The sequence below is a fragment of the Brevundimonas sp. genome, from assembly GCF_041648055.1.
In the GTDB taxonomy this organism is placed as follows: Bacteria; Pseudomonadota; Alphaproteobacteria; order Caulobacterales; family Caulobacteraceae; genus Brevundimonas.
On sequence record NZ_JBAZPS010000001.1, the window covers coordinates 965,596 to 990,557 of the forward strand.

24 protein-coding genes are annotated in these 24,962 nt (G+C 66.4%); 8 read left to right on the forward strand and 16 right to left on the reverse strand.

The features are described from left to right. The first annotated feature begins 69 nt into the window (after window positions 1–69). Window positions 70–2,388, forward strand: coding sequence for a TonB-dependent receptor domain-containing protein (locus WC585_RS04795; RefSeq protein WP_373256414.1), 2,319 nt, complete (start codon window positions 70–72; stop codon window positions 2,386–2,388). A 19-nt stretch (window positions 2,389–2,407) separates the two neighbouring features. Here WC585_RS04795 and WC585_RS04800 read toward each other — a convergent pair whose 3' ends face one another. Further along, window positions 2,408–3,049 carry a LysE family translocator gene (locus WC585_RS04800; protein ID WP_373256415.1) on the reverse strand — a complete coding sequence of 214 codons (642 nt, stop codon included), beginning with the start codon at window positions 3,047–3,049 and terminating at the stop codon, window positions 2,408–2,410. 173 nt (window positions 3,050–3,222) lie between these two features. On the opposite strand from WC585_RS04800, the gene clpB reads away from it, so the two are divergent. After that, the gene (gene clpB, locus WC585_RS04805) at window positions 3,223–5,811 is read left to right on the forward strand and encodes an ATP-dependent chaperone ClpB (RefSeq protein ID WP_373256798.1); all 2,589 of its coding nucleotides are present in this window, start codon (window positions 3,223–3,225) and stop codon (window positions 5,809–5,811) included. 32 nt (window positions 5,812–5,843) lie between these two features. Then, a complete protein-coding gene (locus WC585_RS04810) occupies window positions 5,844–6,458 on the forward strand; it encodes a hypothetical protein (RefSeq protein WP_373256416.1) in 615 nt (204 codons plus the stop codon). On the opposite strand, the gene WC585_RS04815 is transcribed toward WC585_RS04810, so the two are convergent. The 4 genes from WC585_RS04815 to WC585_RS04830 all read right to left on the reverse strand — a co-directional run bounded on the left by WC585_RS04815 (window position 6,453) and on the right by WC585_RS04830 (window position 9,635). Next, a complete protein-coding gene (locus tag WC585_RS04815; protein ID WP_373256417.1) occupies window positions 6,453–7,190 on the reverse strand; it encodes a hypothetical protein in 738 nt (245 codons plus the stop codon). The two genes, WC585_RS04810 and WC585_RS04815, sit on opposite strands and share 6 nt — an antisense overlap. After that, on the reverse strand, window positions 7,171–7,722 hold the full coding sequence (locus WC585_RS04820) for a hypothetical protein (RefSeq protein ID WP_373256418.1): 552 nt from the start codon (window positions 7,720–7,722) through the stop codon (window positions 7,171–7,173). Before WC585_RS04820 ends, WC585_RS04815 begins: the two co-directional genes overlap by 20 nt. An 84-nt stretch (window positions 7,723–7,806) precedes the next feature. Further along, on the reverse strand, window positions 7,807–8,334 hold the full coding sequence (locus WC585_RS04825; RefSeq protein ID WP_373256419.1) for a GrpB family protein: 528 nt from the start codon (window positions 8,332–8,334) through the stop codon (window positions 7,807–7,809). A gap of 143 nt (window positions 8,335–8,477) precedes the next feature. Continuing rightward, window positions 8,478–9,635, reverse strand: a complete 1,158-nt coding sequence (locus tag WC585_RS04830; RefSeq protein ID WP_373256420.1) for a zinc-dependent alcohol dehydrogenase — start codon at window positions 9,633–9,635, stop codon at window positions 8,478–8,480. Between the two features lie 236 nt (window positions 9,636–9,871). Between WC585_RS04830 and WC585_RS04835 the strand changes: the two genes are divergently transcribed. After that, window positions 9,872–10,468, forward strand: coding sequence for a hypothetical protein (locus WC585_RS04835; protein ID WP_373256421.1), 597 nt, complete (start codon window positions 9,872–9,874; stop codon window positions 10,466–10,468). Window positions 10,469–10,479: 11 nt separating this feature from the next. Next, window positions 10,480–11,145 (forward strand): SOS response-associated peptidase family protein, encoded by a 666-nt coding sequence (locus WC585_RS04840; protein ID WP_373256422.1) that lies wholly within the window; start codon window positions 10,480–10,482, stop codon window positions 11,143–11,145. A 326-nt stretch (window positions 11,146–11,471) separates the two neighbouring features. On the opposite strand, the gene prfA is transcribed toward WC585_RS04840, so the two are convergent. Next, window positions 11,472–12,539 (reverse strand): peptide chain release factor 1, encoded by a 1,068-nt coding sequence (gene prfA / locus WC585_RS04845; RefSeq protein ID WP_373256423.1) that lies wholly within the window; start codon window positions 12,537–12,539, stop codon window positions 11,472–11,474. A gap of 169 nt (window positions 12,540–12,708) precedes the next feature. On the opposite strand from prfA, the gene WC585_RS04850 reads away from it, so the two are divergent. Then, window positions 12,709–13,488, forward strand: a complete 780-nt coding sequence (locus WC585_RS04850) for a sulfite exporter TauE/SafE family protein (RefSeq protein WP_373256424.1) — start codon at window positions 12,709–12,711, stop codon at window positions 13,486–13,488. A gap of 578 nt (window positions 13,489–14,066) precedes the next feature. On the opposite strand, the gene ispG is transcribed toward WC585_RS04850, so the two are convergent. The 4 genes from ispG to WC585_RS04870 form a co-directional block, all read right to left on the reverse strand. Next, complete coding sequence (gene ispG / locus WC585_RS04855) at window positions 14,067–15,224, reverse strand: flavodoxin-dependent (E)-4-hydroxy-3-methylbut-2-enyl-diphosphate synthase (RefSeq protein ID WP_373256425.1); 1,158 nt, start codon at window positions 15,222–15,224, stop codon at window positions 14,067–14,069. A gap of 60 nt (window positions 15,225–15,284) precedes the next feature. Next, window positions 15,285–16,400 carry a helix-turn-helix domain-containing protein gene (locus WC585_RS04860; protein WP_373256426.1) on the reverse strand — a complete coding sequence of 372 codons (1,116 nt, stop codon included), beginning with the start codon at window positions 16,398–16,400 and terminating at the stop codon, window positions 15,285–15,287. Window positions 16,401–16,509: 109 nt separating this feature from the next. Then, window positions 16,510–18,777: a phosphoenolpyruvate--protein phosphotransferase gene (gene ptsP / locus WC585_RS04865; RefSeq protein ID WP_373256427.1), complete on the reverse strand. Its 2,268-nt coding sequence runs from the start codon at window positions 18,775–18,777 to the stop codon at window positions 16,510–16,512. Window positions 18,778–18,829: 52 nt separating this feature from the next. After that, on the reverse strand, window positions 18,830–20,089 hold the full coding sequence (locus tag WC585_RS04870; protein WP_373256428.1) for an aspartate kinase: 1,260 nt from the start codon (window positions 20,087–20,089) through the stop codon (window positions 18,830–18,832). A 127-nt stretch (window positions 20,090–20,216) separates the two neighbouring features. Here WC585_RS04870 and ubiG point away from each other — a divergent pair, with 127 nt between their 5' ends. Beyond that, on the forward strand, window positions 20,217–20,972 hold the full coding sequence (ubiG, locus tag WC585_RS04875; protein ID WP_373256429.1) for a bifunctional 2-polyprenyl-6-hydroxyphenol methylase/3-demethylubiquinol 3-O-methyltransferase UbiG: 756 nt from the start codon (window positions 20,217–20,219) through the stop codon (window positions 20,970–20,972). 4 nt (window positions 20,973–20,976) lie between these two features. On the opposite strand, the gene WC585_RS04880 is transcribed toward ubiG, so the two are convergent. From WC585_RS04880 to WC585_RS04900, 5 genes are read right to left on the reverse strand one after another with little or no spacing between them, the layout of a single operon-like run. Further along, window positions 20,977–21,483 carry a GNAT family N-acetyltransferase gene (locus tag WC585_RS04880; RefSeq protein ID WP_373256430.1) on the reverse strand — a complete coding sequence of 169 codons (507 nt, stop codon included), beginning with the start codon at window positions 21,481–21,483 and terminating at the stop codon, window positions 20,977–20,979. Further along, complete coding sequence (locus tag WC585_RS04885) at window positions 21,483–21,914, reverse strand: DUF1178 family protein (protein ID WP_373256431.1); 432 nt, start codon at window positions 21,912–21,914, stop codon at window positions 21,483–21,485. Before WC585_RS04885 ends, WC585_RS04880 begins: the two co-directional genes overlap by 1 nt. Next, window positions 21,911–22,750, reverse strand: a complete 840-nt coding sequence (locus tag WC585_RS04890) for a carbon-nitrogen hydrolase family protein (protein WP_373256432.1) — start codon at window positions 22,748–22,750, stop codon at window positions 21,911–21,913. Before WC585_RS04890 ends, WC585_RS04885 begins: the two co-directional genes overlap by 4 nt. A gap of 9 nt (window positions 22,751–22,759) precedes the next feature. After that, complete coding sequence (gene grxC / locus WC585_RS04895) at window positions 22,760–23,017, reverse strand: glutaredoxin 3 (RefSeq protein ID WP_373256433.1); 258 nt, start codon at window positions 23,015–23,017, stop codon at window positions 22,760–22,762. A 59-nt stretch (window positions 23,018–23,076) separates the two neighbouring features. Continuing rightward, on the reverse strand, window positions 23,077–23,880 hold the full coding sequence (locus WC585_RS04900) for a phosphoribosyltransferase family protein (RefSeq protein WP_373256434.1): 804 nt from the start codon (window positions 23,878–23,880) through the stop codon (window positions 23,077–23,079). On the opposite strand from WC585_RS04900, the gene WC585_RS04905 reads away from it, so the two are divergent. Next, window positions 23,879–24,763, forward strand: coding sequence for a methyltransferase domain-containing protein (locus WC585_RS04905; RefSeq protein WP_373256435.1), 885 nt, complete (start codon window positions 23,879–23,881; stop codon window positions 24,761–24,763). The two genes, WC585_RS04900 and WC585_RS04905, sit on opposite strands and share 2 nt — an antisense overlap. Window positions 24,764–24,770: 7 nt before the next feature. Here WC585_RS04905 and WC585_RS04910 read toward each other — a convergent pair whose 3' ends face one another. Next, a complete protein-coding gene (locus WC585_RS04910; protein WP_373256436.1) occupies window positions 24,771–24,953 on the reverse strand; it encodes a Flp family type IVb pilin in 183 nt (60 codons plus the stop codon). Window positions 24,954–24,962: the final 9 nt, after the last annotated feature.

Sequence of the window (24,962 nt, forward strand, 5' to 3'; positions counted from 1 at the left end):
CGCGGTCAAGGAGGCTTTACGTCACCGGAAACAGCACCGCGTTATGTGACCGGTGCATCGGGGGTTCTCATGACGTCGTTCAAATTCATGCTGTTGGTCGGCACCGCGCTTGCTGCCACGTCGGGCCAGGCTCTCGCCCAGACGCCGCTCGCAACCCAGACGCCGCGCCCTGCCCCTGCAACGACGGCCCCTGCTACGACGGCTCCGGCCACTGCGACCCAGACACCAGCGCCCGCTCCGGTGCCCCAGACGCCGCCTGCGACTGAGGCAGCTCCGCCGGCTGAGGAAGACGAAGAAGAAACGGCCCTGACCGACGTCGTCGTCACTGCCCGGCCGAACGACGTTCGCACCTCCATCGATTCAACCAGCTACAGCCTGGCCAACGACCTTCAGGCCACCACCGGCACCCTGGCCGACGCCCTGCGCAATGTCCCCTCGGTCGAGGTCGATCCCGACGGTAACGTCAGCCTGCGCGGCGACGCCAACGTCACCATCCTGGTCGACGGTCGCCCCTCGACCCAGTTCAACGGCCCCAGCCGCGGCCAGATGATCCAGCAGATTCCGGCGGACCAGTATGCTCGCGTCGAGGTCATGACCAACCCTTCCGCCGCCTACAGCCCCGAAGGCTCCGGCGGGGTCATCAACCTGATCACCAAGCCCACGACCGTGCGCCCCGGCGTCACCACCAACGGCTCGGTCCGCGCCAATATCGGCGATGACGGCCGCTACAACATCGGGGCCAACATCGCTCACGTGAACGGCAAGCTGACGCTGTCCGCCGACGTCGGCGTGCGCCACGACGGCTTTGCCGCCGAGGTCGAGCGCGTGCGTGAAACCCTGGACACCGGCTCGGGCCAGTTCCTTCAGTCGCGTACCACCCAGAACAATGACGGCGCGTCCGACAATCTCTATGTCCGGCTGGCCGCAGAATACAATCTGGACACCAATACCCAGCTGGTCGCCGAGCTGCGACACACGGATGTCGATGTGAACGTGGACGCCCTGACCCTTTACGAGGCCGATGCTGCGGGTGGCGGCATCGCCTCGGCCTATCGTCGGGACACCAGCGGCGGCTTCGAGGGGCAGTTCTCCGGTGCCACGGCCCGCGTGGTGCGCCGCTTTGGCGAACAGGGGCACGACTGGACCAACGAAATCCGTTTCGATCGCAACGAATTCGTATTCGGCGGCGACACCTCTGTCGATCAGCAGGTTCCGGCGGCCGCGCCCTTCTTCGAGGTGATCAACAACCAGAACGAACAGGACCAGATCGGCGTCACCAGCGCCTATGTCCGCCCCTTCTCGAACGGTGCCCGCCTGCGCCTGGGCTATGAGCTTCAGGCCACCATGCTGGAACTCGACAACTCCGTCGCGCGCGGCCCGGACCGAGCGGCCCTGACGCCGGACCCGACCGTGTCCAACATGTTCAATGTCGACCAGACCGTCCACGCCGTCTACGCTACCTATGAGCGGCCCTTTGGCGAGAAGCTGTCGGCCCAGTTCGGCCTGCGCCTGGAACAGGCCAATCTGGATCTGGATCAAGTCACCTCCGACATCCAGACCTCCCAGGACTATTTCCGCGCCTATCCGACCGGCCACGTCTCCTATCAGCTGGACGACACCCAGACCCTGCGCGCCAGCTACAGCCGCCGCATCCAGCGGCCCCAGCCGGGCGACCTGAACCCCTTCCTGACCTATGGCGATCCGCAGAACCTGCGCTCGGGCAATCCCGACCTGGAACCGCAGGAGACGGACGCCTTCGAGTTCAGCTGGCAGAAGCGGGTGCAGCAGACCTTCTACCAGGCCACCCTCTACTACCGCGACACCCGGGACGCCTTCACCCAGGTGACCAGCGATCTGGGCGACGGTGTCTTCCTGACCCGTCCGGAAAACCTGGGCTCCAGCCGCTCGACCGGGCTGGAACTGGTCGCCAACGGGGCCCTGCATCCCAAGCTGCGCTACAACGCCAGCGTCAACGTCTTCCGTCAGGAGATCGACGCCTCGGGCATTCCCGGCGCGGTGGACTCCGAGGCCGACAGCATCTCGGGCCGCCTCAGCCTGAACTGGCAGCCCACGGCCGAGGACTTCGTCCAGCTGTCCGGCATCTGGGCCGGGGACCAGTTGCTGGCGCAGGGCACGCGTGAGCAGTCGACGCTGGTCAACTTCGGCTATCGCCGCAAGCTGAACGACAAATGGTCGCTGCAGATGACGGTGCGTGACGTGTTCGACGACTTCGGCTCGACCACCACCATCGACACCCCCGCGTTCCGGGACCGGACCGACCAGACCTTCGGCGGCCGCGCGGCCTATATCGGCCTGACCTGGAACTTCGGCGGGGGCCAGCGTCGTCCCGAACAGTTCGACTTCGCCCCGCCCCCCACCGGCGGCTGACGTCAGCCAGGCGCGGGCCTCAGGTCCGCGTCTCCCAGGCCAGCCACGCGGCGACCACGACCAGGCCGCCGGCCATCACCGCGCGCATGGCGGGTCCCTGCATCCGCCGCAGGATCACGCCCGCCGCTCCGGCTCCGCCCAGCACGATCAGGCTGTGCACCAATACGGCGACGGCCAGATGCAGGCTGCCCAGCGTCAAGGCCTGCGTCAGGGGCGCTCCATGCCCCGGCCGCATGAACGTCGGCAGCAGCGCCACATAGAAGACCGCCGCCTTGGGGTTCAGCAGATTGCCCGCCAGACCGCGCAGGAACAGCCCTCGCAGCGTCCGCACATCCGGGGTCGGGTCGGTGGCTCCCGGTTCGCGCCAGGCCTCCCACGCCAGCCACAGCAGGAACAGCACCCCCGCCCAGCGCAGGGCCTGATACAGCGGCGGCCAGGCGGCAAACACCTGCGTCAGGCCAAAGGCCGCCGCCACCATCCATATCGCCAGCCCCAGCGTCACCCCCGCCACCGCCGCGAACCCGGCCAGCCGCCCGCGCGCCACCGACACCAGCGCCAGCCATCCCATATTCGGCCCTGGCGTCAGCTCGATCAGGGCCACGGCCAGCAGGAAGGGGCCGATGACGGCCGGGTCGACGGGCCATGCGGAATGCGGGATCACGGGCGGCCTCCTCTGGCGATCAGCCTAGGCCTCGCTCGTCCGCCGCGACAGTCCTGATCGTGACCTGCGCCACCCCCTTGTGTGACCCGATCGTCACACCCACCTCGATCACAGCGGCGCGTCGCTCAGTGGAGGGCGGGCCGGACCACATCCGCCTGTCCAAGGGGACCCCTATGAACCTCGACCTCTATTCAGACCGCGCCAAACAGGCCGTTCAGTCGGCCCAGTCTCTGGCCCTCGCCCGCCGTCACCAGCAGTTCGCGCCCGAGCATCTGCTCAAGGTGCTGCTGGAGGAGCGCGACGGCCTGGCCCGCAACCTGATCACCGCCGCCGGGGGCGACGCCGCCAAGGCCGAGGCCGCGACCGAGACCGCCCTGAAGAAGCGCGCCCAGGTCAGCGGCGGCAATGGCCAGCTTTATCTGGACGGCGACACCGCCCGCGTCTTCGCCGCCGCCGAGGAGGCGTCCAAAAAGGCAGGCGACGCCTTCGTCACCACCGAACGTCTGCTCAGCGCCATCGCGCGCGAGGGCGGCACGGCCCGCGAGATCCTGAAGTCCGTGGGCGCCACGCCTGACAAGCTGGACGCCGCCATCGCCGACATCCGCAAGGGCAAGACCGCCGACAGCGCCGGGGCCGAGGACGGCTATGACGCCCTGAAACGCTATGCCCGCGACCTGACCCTGGCCGCCGCCGACGGCAAGATCGATCCCGTCATCGGCCGCGACGAAGAGATCCGCCGCACCATCCAGGTCCTGGCCCGCCGCACCAAGAACAACCCCGTCCTGATCGGCGAGCCGGGCGTCGGCAAGACCGCCATCGTCGAGGGTCTGGCGCTGCGCATCGTCAACGGCGACGTGCCCGAGAGCTTGCGCGACAAGGTGGTCATGGCCCTCGACATGGGCTCGCTCATCGCCGGCGCCAAATACCGCGGCGAGTTCGAGGAGCGGCTGAAATCCGTCCTGGCCGAGGTCACGGCGGCTGAGGGCGGCATCATCCTGTTCATCGACGAGATGCACACCCTGGTCGGCGCCGGAAAGGGCGACGGGGCCATGGACGCCTCCAACCTGCTGAAACCCGCCCTGGCGCGCGGCGAGCTGCACTGCGTCGGGGCCACGACCCTGGATGAGTACCGGAAGTATATCGAGAAGGACGCCGCCCTGGCCCGCCGCTTCCAGTCGGTCTTCATCGACGAGCCGACGGTCGAGGACACGGTCTCGATCCTGCGCGGCCTGAAGGAGAAGTACGAGGTCCACCACGGCGTGCGCATCAGTGACAGCGCCATCGTCGCCGCCGCCACCCTGTCCAACCGCTACATCACCGACCGCTTCCTGCCGGACAAGGCCATCGACCTGATCGACGAGGCGGGCAGCCGCGTCCGCATGGCCGTGGACTCCAAGCCCGAGAGCCTGGACGAGATCGACCGCCGCCTGGTCCAGCTCAAGATCGAGCGCGAGGCCCTGAAGAAGGAGACCGACAAGGCCTCCATCGCCCGGCTGGAAAAACTCGATGATGAGATCGACGACCTCCAGACCCAGTCCGACGACCTGACCGCCCGCTGGAAGGCGGAAAAGGACAAGGTCGGTCAGGGGGCCCAGCTGCGCGAGACCCTGGACCGCCTGCGCGCCGACCTGGCCCTGGCCCAGCGCAACGGCGACCTCGCCCGTGCGTCAGAGATCGCCTACGGCCAGATCCCCGGCATCGAGAAACAGCTCACCGAGGCGGAGGAGAACGAGGCCGACAAGTCCGGCCCCCTGACGCCAGAGGTCGTCGACGCCGAACAGATCGCCGCCGTCGTCAGCCGCTGGACCGGCGTCCCGGTCGAAAAGATGCTGGAGGGCGAGCGTGAGAAGCTGCTGTCGATGGAGGACGCCCTGCGTCACCGCGTCGTCGGCCAGGATGCGGCGCTGGAGGCCGTCTCCGATGCCGTTCGCCGCGCCCGCGCCGGCCTGAACGACCCCAACCGCCCGCTCGGCTCCTTCCTGTTCCTGGGCCCGACCGGCGTGGGCAAGACCGAGCTGACCAAGGCCCTGGCCGCCTTCCTGTTCGACGACGAGGCCGCCATCACCCGCATGGACATGTCCGAATACATGGAGAAACACTCGGTCAGCCGCCTGATCGGTGCCCCTCCCGGCTATGTCGGCTATGACGAGGGCGGGGCCCTGACCGAGGCCGTCCGCCGCCGCCCCTATCAGGTGATCCTGTTCGACGAGGTCGAAAAGGCCCACCCCGACGTCTTCAACGTGCTCCTGCAAGTGCTCGACGACGGCCGCCTGACGGACGGCCAGGGCCGGGTCATCGACTTCAAGAACACCCTGATCATCATGACTTCCAACCTGGGGTCGGAAGCCCTGGCCGGTCAGGCCGAGGGCGACGACGTCGAGAGCGTGCGCCCCTATGTCATGGACCAGGTCCGCGCCCACTTCCGGCCCGAGTTCCTGAACCGCATCGACGAGATCATCCTGTTCCGCCGCCTCGGCCGCGAACAGATGGGCGGCATCGTCCGTATCCAGCTGGCCCGGTTCGAGAAACTCCTGGCCGACCGCCGCCTGACCCTGGCCCTCGACGACACCGCCACCGCCTGGCTCGCCGACCGTGGCTACGACCCCGTCTATGGGGCCCGCCCGCTGAAACGCGTCATCCAGAAGGACCTGGTCGACCCGATCGCCCGCAAACTGCTGGCCGGCGAGATCGAGGACGGCAGCGTGATCGCCGTGTCAGCGGGGGCGGACGGGCTGGAGATCGGGAAGGCGCGGGTGCATTGATGGACTTAGATTGGTCTGTAATTGGCTCTGTAGTGACTGCGATTGCGACGATCGTGCTTGCCGTCGTGACTGCTCTTCTTGCTAAGGAGACGAAGAGATTATCGGACGCGACAAGCGAGCCGATGGTGGTCGTGACTCTCGAGTCCAACCCTCATTCACTGATGCACATGGATCTCATTGCGCAAAACACAGGAACTGGCACGGCTTACGAGATCAGGGTTTCATCAAATCCACCGTTTGAGCTCGACGACGATCAGAAAGAGCTACCAGTCCCCCTGCAGAATATCTCCGTCCTAAAGCCCGGCCAGTTAATCAGCAGCTACATTTGCGAGTATGCCAAACTGGAAGGACGGCGCTTCGAGATTTGCGTGAGCTGGTCGAGGAAACCCGGTAGCGCCAAGCGGGAGACTCTGAAGTACGACCTCAACTTGGCGGATTTTGCCAGCCTAGTCAGGTTAGGTACGCCTCACGAGGAAACGGTCAGTAAGTCCCTAAAATCTTTGGCCGAGCACTTTCGTAAATTTGCCAACGGGCGGCTGAAAGTCGACTCCTTCGACTCTCGCGACCGCCTGCATGAGCGCCGACAGCACGACCGCTGGCGGCGCCGCCAGCAGCGTGAGCGCGGCCAGCGTGGACCGGATTTATAGCCCCGCGAGTGCAGCAAGCTCCGAGAGTAGGAGCGCCAGCCCGGGATTTAAGTCGTCCAAGTCCTTCTTCGCGACGAGAAAATGCCGATGATGGGCGGCACCGTCTCCTAGCTGTTTGACTTTGACCAAGGCGGAGGGAGCTGTCCGCGACAACCTCAAAAGCCGACCGCTCTTGGCTGCTGCAATTAGCTCTGAGAATGGTTGGAGATTGCCTTGTGAGTCTCGGACATCGTCCAAGCGGCCACATTTGTCGAAGGCCTCGATTAGCAGCATTTCCGTCAATCGACGGCACATCACGGCGGATGAGTTGTAGAATGCCCGTTCATAAGAGCCGTTCGCCTCTCGGCGCACCGCGTCGAGGTTCTTTCGACCTCCCAAGCTGATGCTCGCAGAAATCAGCCCGTCCTTAACGGGCGCATTCGAAAGGTCCGCGTGATCGCGATAAATCGCAGTTAGCGTCGCGTCGCTCGACGATCGAATGCGAAATGATCCTGGCCGTTGCCCCCTGACAACGCTCGGGTGTTTTGCCAGATTAATCCCGAGTCGCGACGCATTCACCTTACCGCTGAGCCGCTGGGCCACCATGACATCAGCAAGCTCTTTGGCGGTCGCGTCAGCGGTGTGCTCCATCCCATGAGTGAGAAACCAGATTAATCCGACGGCTGCATCCGCTTCACGGAGCCCGTCGCCTGCGAGCCTCGCGGTGAAGGCGTCAAGCTGCGGGTTTCGCATTCAAAACCTTGTGCTCGAACGCATGGCGGGCCGGTGCAGATAGACGGAAAGTGGTCTGTGGCCCCGACGAGTCCTTGATCCAGTCTCGCGAGCTATCACTCATCGCCTTCGACGCTGCTGGAGCGTCAAACTTTACACCCAACGCGATCATCACACGTGAAGCGTCCCCGCTGGTTATCGGTGTATCTCCGACGAACCACGAAACGAACTTTGCTCTGTCTGATCGGCTGGCTTCGCCCAGCACGAACAGCTTGCTGAACAAATCGAAGCGGGGGTCTTCCTTGATCCGGTTCGCAACTTCTTCAGCGTTTAACTTTGACGACGTTTCTCGAGCAGCGCTTGGTGCGCGTGGCGCAGATCGCTTCGTGGTCCGTCGCTTCGGTGAGGCACCTTGTTCTTGGACTGCTGGATCATCGTTTGCCGGTGCCACAGCGAAGCTAGGTTTCCACCAGCTTTCGAGGATGGCGGACACCTCCTCCTTATCACCTTCAATCTCGATAGAGTTGGAGCCTTGCTGAATGCGTACCTTCATCGCGCCCTCGTTTGATTCGCATGGCAAAGGTTAACTGACCTTAGCAACCTACGCGAGTCTGTGAAAAGGACGACTACTCCGGGATCAGGGACCAACCCACCCCCTCACTGCCTCCGCCGCCACCCGATCCGTCCAGGCCTTCTTGCACACCGCATAGGCCCCACTGTCCCCCGGATGCAGGGCCGCGCAGCGGGACTTTTCGGCCTCATAGGCGGCGGCCGTGGCGGGCTCGGCGCGCAGGCGGTCGCGGAAGGCCAGGTGCCAGGGGATCATGGCATCCCCGCGCGCATGGATGTGCAGATGGGCCGCCCGCTCGCCCGTCTGCGGATCGTCGCGGGTCAGATAGCGCCGCCCGGCGACGCCGTTCTCTCCCCGCCAGCGCCAGCCCAGCCTCTCCAGCCCCGCCCGCGCCGCATCGACCGCCCCCGGGTCCGTCCCCTCGCCCAGCAGATCGACCACCGGCTTGGCCGCCAGCCCCGGCACGGCGGTCGAGCCGATATGATGCAGGCCCACAAACACCCCCGGCGCGGCGACCCGCAAGTCAGCCATCAGACCTTGCGCCTGATCGGCCCAGCGGGCGCTGTGGGGAACAAGCGTGACGGACCTGAGCATACGCCATGATCCGAAGCGTGGCGGCCGGGGTCAAGACGGACCGGTCCGGTATGGCTGTGGCGCAATCGAGCGACCGCCTGAAACACGAAGGCCCCCGCGTCTCCACGGAGGCCTCCGACCCCATCGCGCCGGGCGTCCCCGGCCTACGGGTTGATGACGACCTTCACGCAGCCGTCGGACTTCTCCTGGAACATCTTGTAGGCGTCCGGGCCGTCTTCCAGCTTGATCTTGTGGGTGATCAGGAAGCCGGGGTCGATCTCCCCTTCCTCGATCTTGCGCATCAGGGGTTCCAGATAGCGTTGCACATGGGTCTGGCCGGTCTTGAGCGTCAGGCCCTTGCCGACGAAGGCCCCCATCATGGTGGGGATGACGCCAACGAAGACGCCGGGCAGGCTGATGGTGCCGCCGGGGCGACAGGCGACGATGGCCTCGTTCAGGGCGTAGGGGCGCTCCATCTTGCCCGCGACGGTCTCCTGCACCTTTTCCATCAGGCTGCCCGAGCCGTGGCTTTCCAGGCCGACGGCCTCGATCACCGAATCCGGGCCAACGCCGTTCGTCATGGTCTTGATCCGCTCCTGCAGGTCGCCCTCGGAGAAGTCGATGGTCTCGGCCCCGGCGTCGCGGGCCAGTTGCAGCCTCTCGGGCACCTGGTCGATGGCGATGACGCGCTCGGCCCCCATCATGAAGGCGCTGCGGATAGCGAACTGGCCGACGGGGCCACAACCAAACACGAGGACGGTCTGGCCGGGCTGGATGTTGGCGTTCTCGGCGGCCATCCAGCCGGTCGGGAAGATGTCGGACAGGAACAGGACCTGATCGTCGGTCAGGCCGTTCGGCACCTTGATCGGCCCGACGTCGGCATAGGGGACGCGCAGATATTCGGCCTGTCCGCCCGGGATGCCGCCATACATGTGGGTGTAACCGAACAGCCCGGCGGTCGGGTAGCCGATCTGTTTCGCCTGTTCCGCGCCATTGGGGTTGGATCGTTCGCACACGGAATAAAGCCCGCGCCTGCAGTAGTCGCACTCGCCACAGCTGATGGTGAAGGGCACCACGACGCGGTCGCCGACCTTCAGCTTGGTGTTGTCCTTCCCGACGGCGACGACCTCGCCCATCGTCTCGTGGCCCATGACGTCGCCGGACTTCATGCCGGGCACGAAGCCGCCGTACAAATGCAGGTCAGACCCGCAGATGGCGCAGGAGGTGACGCGGATGATGGCGTCGCGGCCATCCCGAATTTCGGGGTCGTCCACCGTCTCGCAGCGGATGTCACCCTTGCCGTGCCAGCATAACGCTTTCATGGTCGTCTCCCTGTCGATGAACAGTGAGAAGGTTCGGCGCAGACGCGCGTTCCCCACGACTACTCGTTTTTTATGGCTCCGCTTGGACGGCGTCCCCCCATCACCGGCATCACCTCCACCCCGTCGCAGATGAAGATCGACATGTGCGGATGGTTGTCGAACAGGCGCATGGCGGCCTTTGCATCCCCTCTGTATCATGGGACGTTGAAGGGCGAACCGACACGAAAGGCCCTGCCATGATCCGCTCTGCCCTGTCCGTTTCCCTCCTCCCGATGCTGGCCCTCGCGCTGACCGCCTGTGGCCAGCCCGATACGCCCGAGCCTGCCCCCCCGGCAGCGACCGCCCCCGCCGTTACGCCAGCCACGCCCCCAGTCCCCTCACAGGCCGCGCCCGCCGGGCTGGAGACGGCGCTGCGCGGCCTGCACGCCGAAGACGGAGCCCTGACCTATGCCCAGGCGTCCGTCGATCTGAACGGCGACGGCACGGACGAGGTCCTGGCCTATGTCATGGGGCCGATGGTCTGCGGCTCGGGCGGGTGCAACCTCTATGTGCTGGCGCCCCAGGGCGAGGATGGGGGCGAGGGCTGGCGCGTCGTGACCCGCACCAGCGTGACCCGGACGCCCGTCGGCGTCCTGACCACCTCGACCAACGGCTGGCGCGACCTGGCCGTCTCCATCGGCGGTGGCGGGGCCCAAGCCGGCTGGGTGCGCCTGACCTACGACGGCCGGACCTATCCGACCAACCCCACCGCACCGCCCGCCACGCCCCTGGACGGTGCGCCCGACGTCACCCCCCTGATCGCGTCCGAACCCGACGCCCGCCCGCTGCCCTGATCGGCGGGCCGATGTGCGCCTCCTATGAATCCCGGTTCTCGGTGCGACAGCTGGTCGATGCCTTCGCCCATGCAGGCATAGAGGTCGGGATGGACGGCGGCGGCCTGCCCAATCTGGAGCCACGCGAAGAGGTCCGTCCGACCGAGGCCGACCGGATCGTCCGGGCCGCCCCCGACGGGCGTGACCGCGCCTTGCTGGCCCCCGCCCGGTTCGGGCTGAAGCCCTCTGCCCCCAAACGCCCGCCCGTCATCAATCTGCGGTCCGAGGGGCGCGGTGTCTCCAATGCGGCGGCCTCGGGTCGGGCTTTGCTGCCGGTCTCGGGCTTCTATGAGTTCACCGGCGACACCTATCCGAAGACCCGCTGGCGGCTGTCGGACGCCGGTGGCGCGGTGCTGATGCTGGCCTGCGTCTGGCGTGCGGGGGCCGGGGCGGGCGGCGACGGCGACGCCGACGGTTTCGCCCTGCTGACGGGCGAGCCCGGGCCCGACATCGCCCCCTATCATTCGCGCGGCGTCATGCCCCTGCCGCCCGCCTCATGGGCCGACTGGCTGTTTGACCGACGGCCCGCCGCCGACCTGCTGATCCCGCCGCCCGCCGGGACCCTGATCGCCACCGCCGCGCCCCGGCCTTCCCCATCCCGTGACGACGGACAGACCCCGACCCTTTTCGATCTCTGAGAGGTCCGGGAGCGGTCATTGCGGGGACAGATCATCCGGTCCTTCCGGGCCCCGAACCGGCCCTTCTGGACCCTCGCCCGGCGGTCATGCGACCGTTTTCCTCAGCACGCCTCCGGCCCGTGGTAGAATGCCCGGCGGTCCCCCTGAGGGCCCACGCTGCGGTCTTTGACAGTTCCCATCCCGCCCCGCCGACCCCAGGCCGCAGGCGAACTCCCACGCATCGCCGCGTCATGACGCGCGCGACGGTCCCGTTTTCTGGCTCATGGAGACACTGGACCCCAAGGCGGACTGAGTGGACTGAGTGGACTCTGTTTTTCGTCCGGCCGTCAGCCCATTTCGGCTTCGAGGTCAGCCAGGCGCGCGGCCTGGTCCTCGGCGATCAGAGCATTCAGCAGGGGGTCGATGTCCCCCTCCAGTATCTGCGGCAGGCTGTGCAGGGTCAGGTTGATCCGGTGGTCGCTGACCCGCCCCTGCGGAAAGTTGTAGGTGCGGATGCGTTCGGACCGGTCGCCGGACCCGACCTGGCTCTTGCGCGTATCGGACCGGGCCAGATCCTTGGCCTGACGCTGCATGTCGTACAGCCGTACGCGCAGGTTCTTCATCGCCTTATCGCGGTTCACATGCTGCGACTTCTCCGACGAGGTCACCATGATGCCGGTCGGCAGGTGGGTGATCCGCACGGCAGAGTCGGTCGTGTTGACGTGCTGGCCGCCGCTGCCCGACGCGCGGAAGGTGTCGATGCGGATGTCCTTGTCGTGGATCTCGATCTCGACGTCCTCGACCTCGGGCAGCACCGCCACCGTCGCCGCCGAGGTGTGGATGCGGCCCTGCGATTCCGTCGTCGGCACGCGCTGCACCCGGTGCACCCCACTCTCGAACTTCAGCCGGCCGAAGACGCCGTCGCCGGTGACGGTGGCGATGACCTCCTTGAAGCCCCCGGCGTCGCCCTCGGTCAGGCTGTCCACCTCGACCCGCCAGCCGCGACTGGACGCATAACGGCTGTACATCCGGAACAGGTCGCCCGCGAACAGCGCCGCCTCGTCCCCGCCAGTCCCGGCCCGCACTTCCAGCACCGCACTGGCATTCTCGTCCGCATCGCGCGGGGCCAGCAGCAGCGCCACCTCCCGCTCCATGTCGGGCAGGGTCTCGCGCAGGGTCTGAAGCTCCTCCGCCGCCATCTCGGCCATCTCGGGATCAGACGCCATGGCCTCCAGATCGGCCATCTCCGCCCGGGTCTTCGCCAGGGCCATGACCGCATCGGCCACCGGCTTCATCTCGGCGTGCTCCTTGGACAGGCGCACGATCTCCTGGCCGTCCGTGGCCGCACCCATCCGCGCCTCCACCTGGTGGAAACGGTCGAGAACCTGATCGAGCCGGGCCTGGGGCAGTCGCAAGGCAGCAAATCCTGGGTCTTGAAAAGGGGCGGAGCCTTACCCCGCCGCGTCCCGCCTGTCGATGCGCAGCCCCGGCCGCAGAATTCGTCTGCGGGCCCGTAACGCTTCGCCTCATGGCGCATTACATCGAATCTGGAGCTCGCGACGCGCTGCTTCCGTCGGGGGCTGAATGGACACCTTCCTGCTGTTTCTGATGGTCGGCTTGCTGGCCCAGGCGATCGACGGAGCCCTGGGCATGGCCTACGGCGTCATTTCGTCGTCGGTGCTGCTGGCGCTGGGCGTGCCGCCTGCCACCGCCTCGGCCAGCGTCCACGCCGCCGAGGTCTTCACCACCGCCGCCTCGGCGGGCAGCCACGCCTGGCACCGCAACATCGACTGGCGGCTGCTGCTTCCTCTCGCCATCGCCGGGGTCATCGGCGGGGCGCTGGGGGCCTATGTGCTGTCGGGAATCGAGGGTGACGTCATCAAGCCCTTCGTTATCGCCTATCTGGCCATCGTTGGCATCTGGATCCTGTGGCGGGCCGGGCATGACGCCAGGCCACGCCGCCTGCCCGCCTGGGTCATGGCTCCGGTCGGAGTGATCGGCGGGTTTCTGGACGCCATCGGCGGCGGCGGCTGGGGGCCCACGGTCTCCTCCGCCATGGTTGGGGCCGGCCAGGAGCCACGACGCGCCATCGGCACGGTCAATACCGCCGAGTTCTTCCTGACGGTGGCCATCAGCGCCACCTTCGTCTGGGCCCTGCTCACCGGCCACTGGGCCGAAGCCGGGGCACTGGAACACCACTTTGCCGCCGTGGCGGGCCTGGTCGTGGGCGGCCTAATCGCCGCCCCGTTTGCGGGCCTGATCGTCAAGAAGGTGCCGCGCAAGGTCCTGACCTATGCGGTGGGTTTCCTCCTGCTGATCCTGTCCGCCTTCCAGGGGCTGCAACTGGCGGGGGTCATCGCCTGACAATCATGTAGGCAGGCTTTCAACTTATGATACGGTGCAGCTAGGCACTTGGGGGAAGCTAAATGAAACAGATGATAGCCACAGTCGGCTTTTGCGTCCTTCTAGCGGGGTGCGCCACCTCTTATGGCGATATGGGTTTCACCGGCGGTGTGTCAGCTGATCGGTTGAGCGAAACAACTTTTCGAATAAGCGCCAGAGGCAATGGCTACACGGATCGTGATCGCGTTGCCGACTTTTCCCTTCGGAAGGCGGCTGAGGCTACGCTAGAAGCAGGCTACACTTGGTTTGGGATTGTGTCCTCTGAAGATCGATCTTCATCAGGATATGTGGTCAACCGCGCTCCAACGTACACTACGGCTCAGGCTACCGCTTACGGGAACACGGCCTACGGTTCGTCGACTACGACGGGGGGCGGCTCCACCATTTCAAGCTATGTGAAACCGGGGGAAACAATGGTGATCCAAATCGGTCGAGGACCCACACCCCCCGGCGCAATGGATGCCGCTGAAACGCTGCGATATGTCGTGCCACGTACCGAACGAAGCACCATGACCAACCCACTTACTTGGTAGGTTGAACTACTCTGCGGCTTCCAGCGCCGCCTGCCCGGCTCGGGCCGCATCCAGCTCCGCCGCCTTGGCTTCGACTTGGGCGACGATCTCCTCGATCATGCCGTCGTTGTGCTGTTTATGGGCGATCTTGCCGTTCAGATAGACCATGCCGGACCCGGCACCCCCGCCGGTGAAGCCCACGTCGGTATAGAGGGCCTCGCCCGGGCCGTTGACGACGCAGCCGATGATCGACAGCGACATGGGCGTGGTGATGTGGGCCAGCCGTTCCTCAAGCTTGCCGACCGTCTCGATGACGTTGAAGCCCTGACGCGCGCAGGACGGGCAGGCGATGATGTTCACGCCCCGGTGCCGCAGGCCCAGCGATTTCAGGATGTCGAAGCCGACCTTGATTTCCTCGACCGGATCGGCCGCCAGCGACACGCGAATGGTGTCGCCGATCCCGGCCCACAGCATGGACCCCATGCCGATGGCCGACTTGATCGTGCCGGTGCGCAAGGGGCCGGCTTCGGTCACGCCCAGGTGCAGCGGGCAGTCGATGGCCTCGGCCAGTTGCTGATAGGCGGCGACGGTAAGAAAGGGGTCGGACGCCTTCACCGAAATCTTGAACTCGTGGAAGTCGTGATCCTGCAGGATGCGGGCGTGGTTCAGGGCGCTCTCGACCATGGCGTCGGGGCAGGGCTCGCCGTATTTCTCCAGCAGTTCGCGCTCCAGAGACCCGGCGTTGACACCGATGCGCATCGAACAACCATGGTCCTTGGCCGCCTGAATGACCTCGCGGACGCGGTCGGGCGAGCCGATATTACCGGGGTTGATACGCAGGCAGGCGGCACCCGCCTGGGCCGCCTCGATGCCGCGCTTGTAGTGAAAATGAATGTCGGCCACGAGCGGGACCCGCGATTCACGCGCGATGGTCCGGAAGGCCTCGGTGGATTCGACGTCGGGGCAAGAGACCCGGACGATATCGGCCCCGGCCTCTTCAAGCTGACGGATCTGCTCCAGGGTCGCGGCCGCGTCCGAGGTCAGCGTGTTGGTCATCGACTGGACGGTGATCGGCGCGCCGCCGCCGACGGGCACATTGCCGACCATGATCTGACGACTCTTGCGCCGCTCGATATGCCGCCACGGACGGATGTGACCCAGTTCGGAGGAGTGATCAGCGCTCATGATGCGTCCAATATAGGGGATGCCTGTTCACAAGACCACGACAGCCGACGTCGCAAGCGGTCAGCGCGGCGACGTCACGGGTGCGACAGGTACCGCAGACGGGCTGATGGGGACGACCGGGGTCTGCGCAGACGGTCTGGTGGCCGCCTGACGGGCAGCCTGAAGCTGGGCCTGACGTGTACGTTCCGCATTTTCTTCGGCGGCCTGTCGGATTTGCGCTTCGGCACGGCTGTTGAACTGGCTCAGCGGTACCTGCAGCGCAGGCATGACGCCCGCATATTCGCCGTTGATGTAGACGTCGAACGCGGTCGGCTCGGACACGTCGAGCGTAGCCGATACGCCGATCGGCGCACGCCAGGCGTCACCCTCGGTCAACTGCCGCGCAAACAGCACACGACCGTCGGCCAACCGCACCACGATATTGGCCGCCTTCGAGGCCTGAAGCACGACATGGGAGGCGGTGGCGGGGGCGCCGTAAAGAGCTCCACGCGGGTTGAAGGCCTTGCGCACCGGCGTAGCCGAGGCTGCTGCGGCTTCCAGTTGTTCGGGTGTTGCGGGGGCGACGCCCGTCATCTGCAGTTCAAGACCCGGTGTGACGTAAAGTTCAGGCACGGTCTGATCGGCGGGTGCCGGGGCGGGACCGGACAGCCTCAGACCCGCCTTGTCCACGGATTTGTCCGTCGCCCAGTTTGGCGGCACCTGGGCGATATCCGACGGGCGCGGGGCCTGGACCAGGCTGACCCGCTGAAAGATGTTCCAGCCGACGACGGCCAGCAGCAGCAGGCCGCCTACCGCTGCCAGGCGTCCGGAGTTCCGCTTCACATCCTCATAGGCGATGCCCGACGGGGCCTGTAGCGGTACAGTCGGATCGGGGCTTTCGCGCTTGAAGCGCTCGACCGCCGACTGTTCGTCCAGCCCCAGAGCCGCAGCATAGGAACGGACGTAGCCGATCGAGAACACCCGGTTGGGCAGTATGGAAAAATCGTTCTGCTCGATCGCGGTCAGATAGCGGGTGTGCACCTTGGTCTGGGTCGAAAGTTCGGCCAGGGATCGCCCGCTACGCTCGCGGGCCGCGCGCAGGGCGTCGCCCAGCGTCAGTGCATCCTCGACCGAGGCGTCGGCGGGATCGGCGCGAGGCCCCAACTCTGCGGAGGTTGCCCCCCTTTTCACCGCCATCAGGCCCGCCCTCGTCACCGGCGTATCGAAGAATGGATTGGGGCCTGCGACCGCGTCAGAGCCCTGCCGCGTGCATAGAACACAGGCCGCGCCGCTTCAACGGCAGGCGTTAAAGGATGACGTTCAGCTTGCGGGCCAGCGATTCCAGCTCGCCCCGGATAGAACCTGCCGAAGAGCCCAGCAGGCCGCTCATGGCGCGGCGCGCGGCCGTCAGATCGGCGGACAGGATCATCCGCTTGACTGGCCCCACTCCACCCGCCGGAGCCGACAGCCGGGTGAAGCCCAGCGTCAGCAGGGCAAAGGCTTCCAGTGGCCGACCCGCCAGTTCGCCGCAGACGGAGACAGGCGTGCCGGTGTCGGCACATTTCCGCTGGATCTCGGCCAGGGCCCTCAGTGCAGGCGGCGACATCGGATCATAGCGATCCGACACCAGCGGATTGGTCCGGTCGGCGGCGAACATATACTGGAAAAGGTCGTTCGTCCCCACCGAGACGAAGTCCGTCAGCGGCAGCAGTGCATCCAGATGCCAAAGCAGTGACGGGCATTCGATCATGGCTCCGACCCGCAGAAGGGCGGGCAGCTCGCGCCCGCGTCGCCGGGCCCAATCGCACTCGACATCGACCAGCTCGCGCGCGGCCCTGAACTCGTCGACCGTGGCGATCATGGGGAACATGACGCGCAGCTCGCGTCCGGCACCTGCCGCCAGAAGGGCGCGCAACTGCAATCTCAGAAGGCCCGGCCGGTCCAGACCCAGGCGAATGGCGCGACGACCCAGGGCGGGGTTCTCCTCCCGCTCCGTCTCCAGATAGGGCAGGACCTTGTCACCACCGATATCGAGCGTGCGGAAGGTGACGGGGCGGTCGCCGGCCGTATCCAGCACCAGTTTGTAGAGCGCCGTCTGACTGTCCAGACGCGGCAGCTCCTCGGACACCATGAACTGGAACTCGGTGCGGAACAGGCCGATGCCCTCGGCCCCCGTCTCGTTCAGGTTCTCCAGATCGACCGCCAGGCCCGCATTGGTCAGGACCGTGATCCGCTGGCCATCGAGGGTGACGGCATCAACGTCTCGCAGTTTTGCAAACTCAGCCTGCCTTTGGCTGCGCACCTCCATGCGCGACTGCACGGCGGCCAGCATGTCGGGACGAGGCCGCAGATAGGCCTCGCCTGTCTCGCCGTCGACGATGACCTGATCGCCTTCGGACAGGCGGTCGCGCAGGCCCATGAGGCGGCCGACGCAGGGAATCTGCAACGCCCGCGCCACGATGGCGGCGTGGCTGGCGGCCGAGCCCTCTTCGAGCAGCAGGCCTCTCAACTTGTGCCGGGGATATTCCAGCAGGTCGGCGGGCCCCAGGTTGCGCGCCACCAGGATGGCGTCGTCGGGCAGGTCGCGCTCGCCCGGCTTGTCCCCAGCCAGGAACCGCAACAGGCGGTTGGCCAGGTCCTCGAAGTCGTGCAGCCGCTCTTTGATATAGGGGTCGCGGGCCTGGGCGAAGCGAGCGCGGTGTTCGTTGCGCACACGATCGACGGCGGCCTCGGCAGTCAGGCCGGTGCGCACTGCCTCCTCCAGCGACCGGTTCCAGCTGCGGTCGTCGGCGAACATCCGGTAGGTTTCCAGCACCTCGAACGACTGGCCCGCCAGCTTGACGCGGCCGCCCTCAAGCATGGCGTCGATGTGGGCCTTCAGCCCGATCAGGGCCTCGCGCAGACGGATTTCCTCCACCTGCTGGTTTTCGGCCAGCAGGTTTTCCGGCGGCACCGGGGCCTCGTGCAGTACGACGTGGCCATAGGCCAGACCCTCGGCGAACCGCTGGCCCTTCAACCGCTCCGGACGGTGCGGAGCTACTTCAATATCGCGCAGTTCGTCCTGGGCCAGCAACTCGCCCGACGCCACCGTCTCGGCCAGGACCATGGCGATGGTCTGGATGTCCTCGACCTCTTCCTCGTCATAGCGCCGTTCGGAGCGGTTCTGGACGACCAGCACGCCGATGGCCCGGCCGCCGCGCAGCAGGGGCGCGCCCAGGAAGGCGTGATAGGGGTCTTCGCCCGTTTCCGGACGGTAGGAAAAGCTGGGGTGGGACGGGGCGTCCGACAGGCTGATCGGCTGGGCGGTGCGGGCGACTTCGCCCACCAGGCCCTCGCCTGGGCGCAGGCGGGTATTGTGGACGGCCTCGGGCTTCAGACCCTGGGTGGCGAACAGTTCCAGCTCACCCGACGACCGGCGCAGATAGATGGAGCAGACCTCGGCCACCATCGACTGGGCGATGGTGCGGACCACGTGGTCCAGACGCTCCTGGGCCGGAGCCGCACCGGCCATCGCCTCGCGGATCTGGCGAAGCAGGCTGCGCGGCCCCCTCGTCGTCAATCCGCCAGCCGCCAATCCGCCCTCCCGTAAAGCTCACGCCGCAAATGGGCGCTCGATGTGACTATTCCTAGACCGCTTCCAGACCGTATGCGGAATGAAGTGCGCGGACGGCCAGTTCCGCATAGGCGGCGTCGATCAGGACACTGATCTTGATCTCGGACGTCGAGATGGCCTGGAACTTGATGCCCTTGTCGGCCAAGGCGCGGAACATGGTCTGGGCGACACCGGCATGACTGCGCATACCGACGCCGACGACCGAAACCTTGGCCACGTCCTCGTCAACGCGAAGCTCCTCAAAGCCGATCTGGGCCTGTTCGGCCCGCATCAGTTCCGCCGCGCGCTGCGCGTCTCTGCGACCTGTCGTGAAGGTCAGGTTGACGGTGCCTTCCGTGCGGGCCTGGCTCTGGACGATCATGTCCACATTGACGCTGGCCTCGGCCAGGCGGGTGAAGACATCCGCCGGAGCGTCGGTGCGGTCCGCCAGCCCCAGCAGGGTGATGCGGGCTTCGTCACGGCTCATGGTCACGCCGGATACGATACGTTTTTCCACGATTTCCTCCTCGTCGCAGATCAGGGTGCCGGCATTGGCGGGCAGCGCGCCATTCTCGTCAGGTTCGATGAAGCTGGACAGGACCCGTACAGGCACCTGTTTGGCCATGGCCAGTTCGACGGATCGGGTCTGAAGCACCTTGGCCCCCAGCGAGGCCATTTCCAGCATCTCTTCGTAGGACACCTTTTCCAGACGCCTGGCACGGCTCTCGATCCGCGGGTCGGTGGTGTAGACGCCGTCCACGTCGGTATAGATGTCGCACGGGCATGACAGCGCCGCCGCCACGGCGACCGCAGACGTATCCGAGCCGCCGCGGCCCAGGGTGGTGATCCGCCCGCCGCGGGTCACGCCCTGAAAGCCTGGAACAATGGCGATCTCGCCCGCGTCCATTGCGGCCCCCAGAACCTCGCCCGGCACATCCTCGATACGGGCGCGGCCGTGGGCGTCGTCGGTCAGGATGGGAATCTGCCAGCCCATCCAGCTGCGCGCATTCAGCCCCATGTTGCGCAGGGTCAGGGCCAGAAGGCCCGCCGTCACCTGTTCGCCCGAGGCCACGACCACGTCGTACTCGTCGTCCGACATCGCTACGCCCTCGCCGGGTCGGCCCGCGCCGTCGGTCCAGGCCACCAACTCATTGGTCTTGCCCGCCATGGCCGAAACGACGACGGCGACCTGCTTGCCCGTCGCGGCCTCTGCGGCGACGATCCGGGCAGCACGGCGGATGCGCTCAAGGTCGCCCATCGAGGTGCCACCGAATTTCATCACCAGCCGCGTCATTTCAGCGTGTCGTTCCCTGTGCCATGAGGCTGTATGGTATCGAATGGCGTCAGGGTTCACTCCCGCAGCCACGGTTGCTTCTAACGACCGGCGGACGACGCGCAAACCCCAAAGGCAACAGGGTCTTATGGACACCAACGACGCCCAGGCCTCCGGCCCCTCGATCGACCCCGCCGATGTGGCGAGGTTTTCGGCCCAGGCCGAGACCTGGTGGGACGCGCGTGGACCATTCGCGCCTTTGCACAAGTTCAACCCGGCGCGGTTGCAGTTTGTGCGGGATCGGGTCGCCGAGCGGTTCGGGCGAGACATCCGCCAGCGCGAGGCCTTCGCAGGTCTGAGCCTGCTGGACGTCGGCTGCGGCGGGGGGCTAATCGCTGAGCCGATGCGGCGGCTGGGCTTCGAGGTGACGGCTGTCGACGCCTCGTCCCAGAATATCGGAACCGCTCGCGCCCATGCGCAGATGACCGGCCTGGACATCGCCTATCGCGCCGCCACGGTCGAACAGCTGGAGGCCGAAGGGGCCGGGCCGTTCGATGTTGTGCTGACAATGGAGGTCATCGAACATGTCGCCGATCCGGAAGGCTTTGTGCGGGCCTGTTCGCGGCTAGTGAAGCCGGGCGGGATCATGATCGTGGCTACCCTGAACCGTACGCTGAAGGGTCTGCTGCTGGGCAAGGTCGCGGCGGAATATGTTCTGCGCTGGGTACCCGCAGGCACCCACGACTGGCGACAGTTTCTGAAGCCCGACGAAATCCGCACCATGCTGTCGGCCGAACCGGTGACCGTCACCGGCCCCTATGGCCTGGAGTATGAACTTCTGAACGACCGCTGGAGCGAGGGCGAGGCCGACATCAACTATATGATGATCGCCACCCGGGACTGAGCGCCTAAAGTTCACGCACCATGTAGCGAGCGTCGTCGCCATAGCTGGCCAGTTTCGCGGACAGCTCCGGTGAGGTGACGGGGTGAAAGCCCATCCGCTGCCAGAAGGCGGTCGCGTCATTGACGGCGACCAAGGCCATCATCGTCCAGCCGTCCGCCCGCACCTGATCGACCAGCCGTTCGACGATACTGCGGGTATGGCCACCGCCTCGCACGGCGGGATCAAGCGCCAGATCGTGCAGATAGATGCGGTCGGCCTCCGCCGGAATCGCCTCGATAAGGGTGTTCAGAGCGGGAGCGGTCTCGCCCTTCCAGGGATAGGCGAACAGATAGCCACGCACGGTGTCGTCAGCCCCTGCCAGCACGAACGACATGGCCGGGCTGAGCGCCAGTCGGCTCTCGAAACAGGCCCGGCTTTCGAAGTGATCGGGAAACGACAGCCGCGCAACCCTGACGACGCCGTCGATGTCTGCGGTGGTCATTGGACGCCAGGCCAGCGGAGCGGCGGCCATTAATGCGCCTTGGACGGGTCGGGCGGCAGGACGGGCAAAGGGGCGCAAGGTACGCCGTCATCCCGCAGTTTCTTCACCTCGGCGGGTGTCGCCTCGCCGTAGATTTCGCGCTTCTCGGAGCGGCCTTCGTGGATGTCGCGGGCCTCGCGGGCGAAGGCGTCGCCGACGTAGTCGAAATTCTGTTCGACATGGGATCGGACCTCCCGGGCGGCCTGCATCATCATGGTCTGGAGGGCGGCGGGATCGGCAGACACCGCTGACTTGCGCGTGCCCGCGACGGCGGGGGCCATGATCTGTTTGCCGATATCGCGCGAGCCGCAGAAGGGACACTCGACCAGACCGCGCTCCGCCTGATCGTCATAGTCGGCGGAGGCGCTGAACCAGGCCTCGAAGCCGTGGTCATGCTCGCATTTCAGGGCATAGCGGATCATGCGGTCGGCAGGGCGAAGTCGCGGTCGTGGGTCAGCTGCGGCACGGCCTCCCGTGCCCGCGCCACGGCATCGAAATCCAGGAGGGCGAACAGCACGCCGGGCGCGTCGTCGTCCAGCCTGGCGACTACCTCGCCCCATGGGGCCACGACAGTGGAACGACCCCAGGTACGACGCCCGTCCTCATGCGCACCGGCCTGGGCCGGGGCCAGGACATAAGCCCCGCTTTCGATTGCGCGCGCGCGGAGCAGCGTCTCCCAGTGCGCCTCACCGGTCGGCACGGTGAAGGCCGCGGGCACGGCAATCATCGACGCTCCCGCCTTGGCCAGCGCACGGTGCAGATGACCGAAACGCACGTCGTAGCAGATGGTCAGCCCCAGCTTGCCCCAGGGCGTGTCGGCCACAACGGCGGCATCGCCCGGCCGGATCGACGCACTTTCGCGCCAACGCTCGCCGGTGGGCAGATCGACATCATAGACGTGCAGTTTGTCGTATGTGCTGACCACAACGCCGGTGTCATCGATCAGGATCGAGCGGTTGGCCGCCCTGTCGTCGCCCTCGTGCCCGGATTTGACGATGGCCGAACCGATCAGCAGCCAGACCTTCAGCTCCCGCGCCAGATCGCGCAGTCCCTGCACGACCAGATCTGCGTCGGCATCGGCCAGAACGGCGTCACGTGCGGCGCGGTCTCTGATCAGGAAGTTGGTCGCCTCGGGTGTCAGGATCAGCTGAGCGCCGCCTGCCGCCGCTTGCCGGATCAGGGGCAAGACGTGGTCCAGCGCAGCCTGCGGCGTCGCGGGCGTCCGGGTCTGAATCAGGGCGATGTTCAGGCTGCTCATCGCGAGGCGTCAGGCCGCCAGCAGCGGATCGAGACCGCCGCGCGCATCGAGCGCATGCAGATCGTCGGAGCCGCCGATGTGTTTCTCGCCCACAAACACCTGCGGGAAGGTCATGCGCCCGCCCGAACGCTGAATCATTTCCTGCTTCTTCTCCGGATCGTTGGAGGCGACGATCTCGGTGAAGTCCACGCCCTTCTTGTCCAGCAAGGCCTTGGCCGCCGTGCAGTAGGGGCAGCCGGGTTTTGTGTAGATGACGACGTCAGCCAAGGCGGTTCTCCGAATGTTGGGGTCTGATCCTAACCGCAGTCGCGGCTGGTGGTTGCCCCCTATGTAGGCAATTCCCTCGCAGTTCGCACCCTCGCGATCACCGCCAGATCGACAGCGCGTGCCCCGCCCTGCAGAAGCGCCCGCGCGCACGCCTCTGCGGTCGCTCCGGTGGTCAGCACGTCGTCGATCAGCAGGATGCGCCGCCCCTTGATGCGACGTCGCCCCGCCTCGGTGACGGCAAAGGCCGTCTTCACGTTCAGCCGACGCCCACGCAGCGACTTGCCGCCCTGGCTTGTCGTATGGGTCTGGCGCACCAGAGCGTCAGGCAGGTAGTCCAGCCCGCTGGACGCCGCCAGTGGACGGGCGATCTCTGCGGCCTGGTTGAAGCGACGCGATATCAGACGCAAGGGATGCAGCGGCACCGGCACGACCGCATCCGCCTCAGTCAGCAGGGGCGCGGCCGCCCGACTGATCCAGCGCGCGAACAGGGGCGCAAAAGGCTGATGATCGCCATGCTTGAACTTCAGCACCAGGCCACGCGACGCCTCGTCATAGACACAGGCCGCACGCGCGCGGGCGAAGGCATAGGGCTGGGCCAGGCACGCCGCGCACCGGCTGGCGGCGAAAGCCCCACCATCGGCCTCGAACGCCGCACCGCAGCCGTCGCAGACCGGGTCTTCCAGAAATACGACCCGGCTCCAGGCGTCCGGCGTCAGCCCTGCGGAGGCCGTGGCCTCGGGACTGTCGTGCGCCAGCGAGGGCAGCAGCAGGTCCGCCAGGCCTCGCCCCATACGCCGTCCGAACAGCACGACAGGCCCCGCACCTTTCAATCGCGCGCGCCAGCCCCCATCCTGAAGGTTCATGAACGCCTCCTCCGGTCCCCCCGCCATCTTTGACGCCCGTCGCCGTGCCGCCCGCCTGGCCCGCAGCGAACGCCTGTTCGCGGGGGCCGACTTCCTGCATGACCGCGCCGCCGAGAATGCGGTTCATAGCTTGGACGTCATCCTGCGCGACTTTCCGGACGCCGTCGACCTGTCGGCCCACCCGGGGCCTTTTGCGCGGCAACTGGCGGAAAGCGTGGCGGCAACCAGGGTTGGGAACGTATTGTCGGTCGGCGATCCAGCGGCGCGCACGGCACCGGGGGCGCAGCCTCTACCTTTGGCCGATCAATCGCAGGACCTGATCGTCTCTTTGATGAGCCTGCACTGGGCCAACGACCTGCCCGGTGCCCTGACGCAGATCCGTCGCGCCCTGAAGCCTGACGGCCTGTTCCTGGGCACGCTGCTGGGTGCCGGCACTCTGAAGGAGTTGCGCGGAGCCCTGACCCAGGCCGAACTGGAGGTGAGCGGCGGAGCACAGGCGCGGGTATCCCCCTTTGCCGACGGGTTCGACGGGGCTGCCCTGTTGCAACGGGCCGGATTTGCCCTGCCCGTCAGCGATGTGGACCGAGTGGTGGTGCGCTATCCCGACCTGCTGGCCTTGGTGCGAGACCTGCGGGCCATGGGTGAAACCAATGTGCTGACCGGCCACGTCAGACCGCTGACCCGCAAGATTGTGACGCGTACGGCGGAGCTATATGCGGAACGACACGCCGAGGCCGACGGGCGCATACCCGCCACCTTTGAGATCATCCACCTCGCCGGATGGGCCCCCCATGAAAGCCAGCAGAAGCCGCTTGCGCGAGGGTCAGCGAAAATGAGGCTGGCGGATGCACTCGGTGTTCAGGAGCAGACGGGCGAAGGCTGAGTAAGACTCAGCCGCCTGCGATAGCGGCGCTGATTTTGTTGAGCGCGGCGTTGAACATATTGGTGCTGGCTCCGCCAAAGGCGGTAATCGCGCCAAGCGCTACCAGAAAGACGAGAGAGGCAATAAGGCCATACTCGATCGCGGTAGCGCCGCTGTCATCGACTATGAAGCGCGAAATCAGGCGTCGCATTCGGCCCCC

Bases quoted from the DNA above. Each gene is read 5' to 3' on its own strand.
- WC585_RS04820 (WP_373256418.1), bottom strand. From the start codon at position 7,722: ATGAAGGTACGCATTCAGCAAGGCTCCAACTCTATCGAGATTGAAGGT.
- ubiG (WP_373256429.1), top strand. From the start codon at position 20,217: ATGGACACCAACGACGCCCAGGCCTCCGGCCCCTCGATCGACCCCGCC.
- WC585_RS04815 (WP_373256417.1), bottom strand. From the start codon at position 7,190: ATGCGAAACCCGCAGCTTGACGCCTTCACCGCGAGGCTCGCAGGCGAC.
- WC585_RS04860 (WP_373256426.1), bottom strand. From the start codon at position 16,400: ATGGCGGTGAAAAGGGGGGCAACCTCCGCAGAGTTGGGGCCTCGCGCC.
- WC585_RS04870 (WP_373256428.1), bottom strand. From the start codon at position 20,089: ATGACGCGGCTGGTGATGAAATTCGGTGGCACCTCGATGGGCGACCTT.
- WC585_RS04880 (WP_373256430.1), bottom strand. From the start codon at position 21,483: ATGGCCGCCGCTCCGCTGGCCTGGCGTCCAATGACCACCGCAGACATC.
- clpB (WP_373256798.1), top strand. From the start codon at position 3,223: ATGAACCTCGACCTCTATTCAGACCGCGCCAAACAGGCCGTTCAGTCG.
- WC585_RS04850 (WP_373256424.1), top strand. From the start codon at position 12,709: ATGGACACCTTCCTGCTGTTTCTGATGGTCGGCTTGCTGGCCCAGGCG.
- WC585_RS04905 (WP_373256435.1), top strand. From the start codon at position 23,879: ATGAACGCCTCCTCCGGTCCCCCCGCCATCTTTGACGCCCGTCGCCGT.
- WC585_RS04840 (WP_373256422.1), top strand. From the start codon at position 10,480: ATGTGCGCCTCCTATGAATCCCGGTTCTCGGTGCGACAGCTGGTCGAT.
- WC585_RS04830 (WP_373256420.1), bottom strand. From the start codon at position 9,635: ATGAAAGCGTTATGCTGGCACGGCAAGGGTGACATCCGCTGCGAGACG.
- WC585_RS04835 (WP_373256421.1), top strand. From the start codon at position 9,872: ATGATCCGCTCTGCCCTGTCCGTTTCCCTCCTCCCGATGCTGGCCCTC.
- WC585_RS04885 (WP_373256431.1), bottom strand. From the start codon at position 21,914: ATGATCCGCTATGCCCTGAAATGCGAGCATGACCACGGCTTCGAGGCC.
- WC585_RS04825 (WP_373256419.1), bottom strand. From the start codon at position 8,334: ATGCTCAGGTCCGTCACGCTTGTTCCCCACAGCGCCCGCTGGGCCGAT.
- WC585_RS04795 (WP_373256414.1), top strand. From the start codon at position 70: ATGACGTCGTTCAAATTCATGCTGTTGGTCGGCACCGCGCTTGCTGCC.
- WC585_RS04890 (WP_373256432.1), bottom strand. From the start codon at position 22,750: ATGAGCAGCCTGAACATCGCCCTGATTCAGACCCGGACGCCCGCGACG.
- WC585_RS04900 (WP_373256434.1), bottom strand. From the start codon at position 23,880: ATGAACCTTCAGGATGGGGGCTGGCGCGCGCGATTGAAAGGTGCGGGG.
- WC585_RS04910 (WP_373256436.1), bottom strand. From the start codon at position 24,953: ATGCGACGCCTGATTTCGCGCTTCATAGTCGATGACAGCGGCGCTACC.
- ispG (WP_373256425.1), bottom strand. From the start codon at position 15,224: ATGAGCGCTGATCACTCCTCCGAACTGGGTCACATCCGTCCGTGGCGG.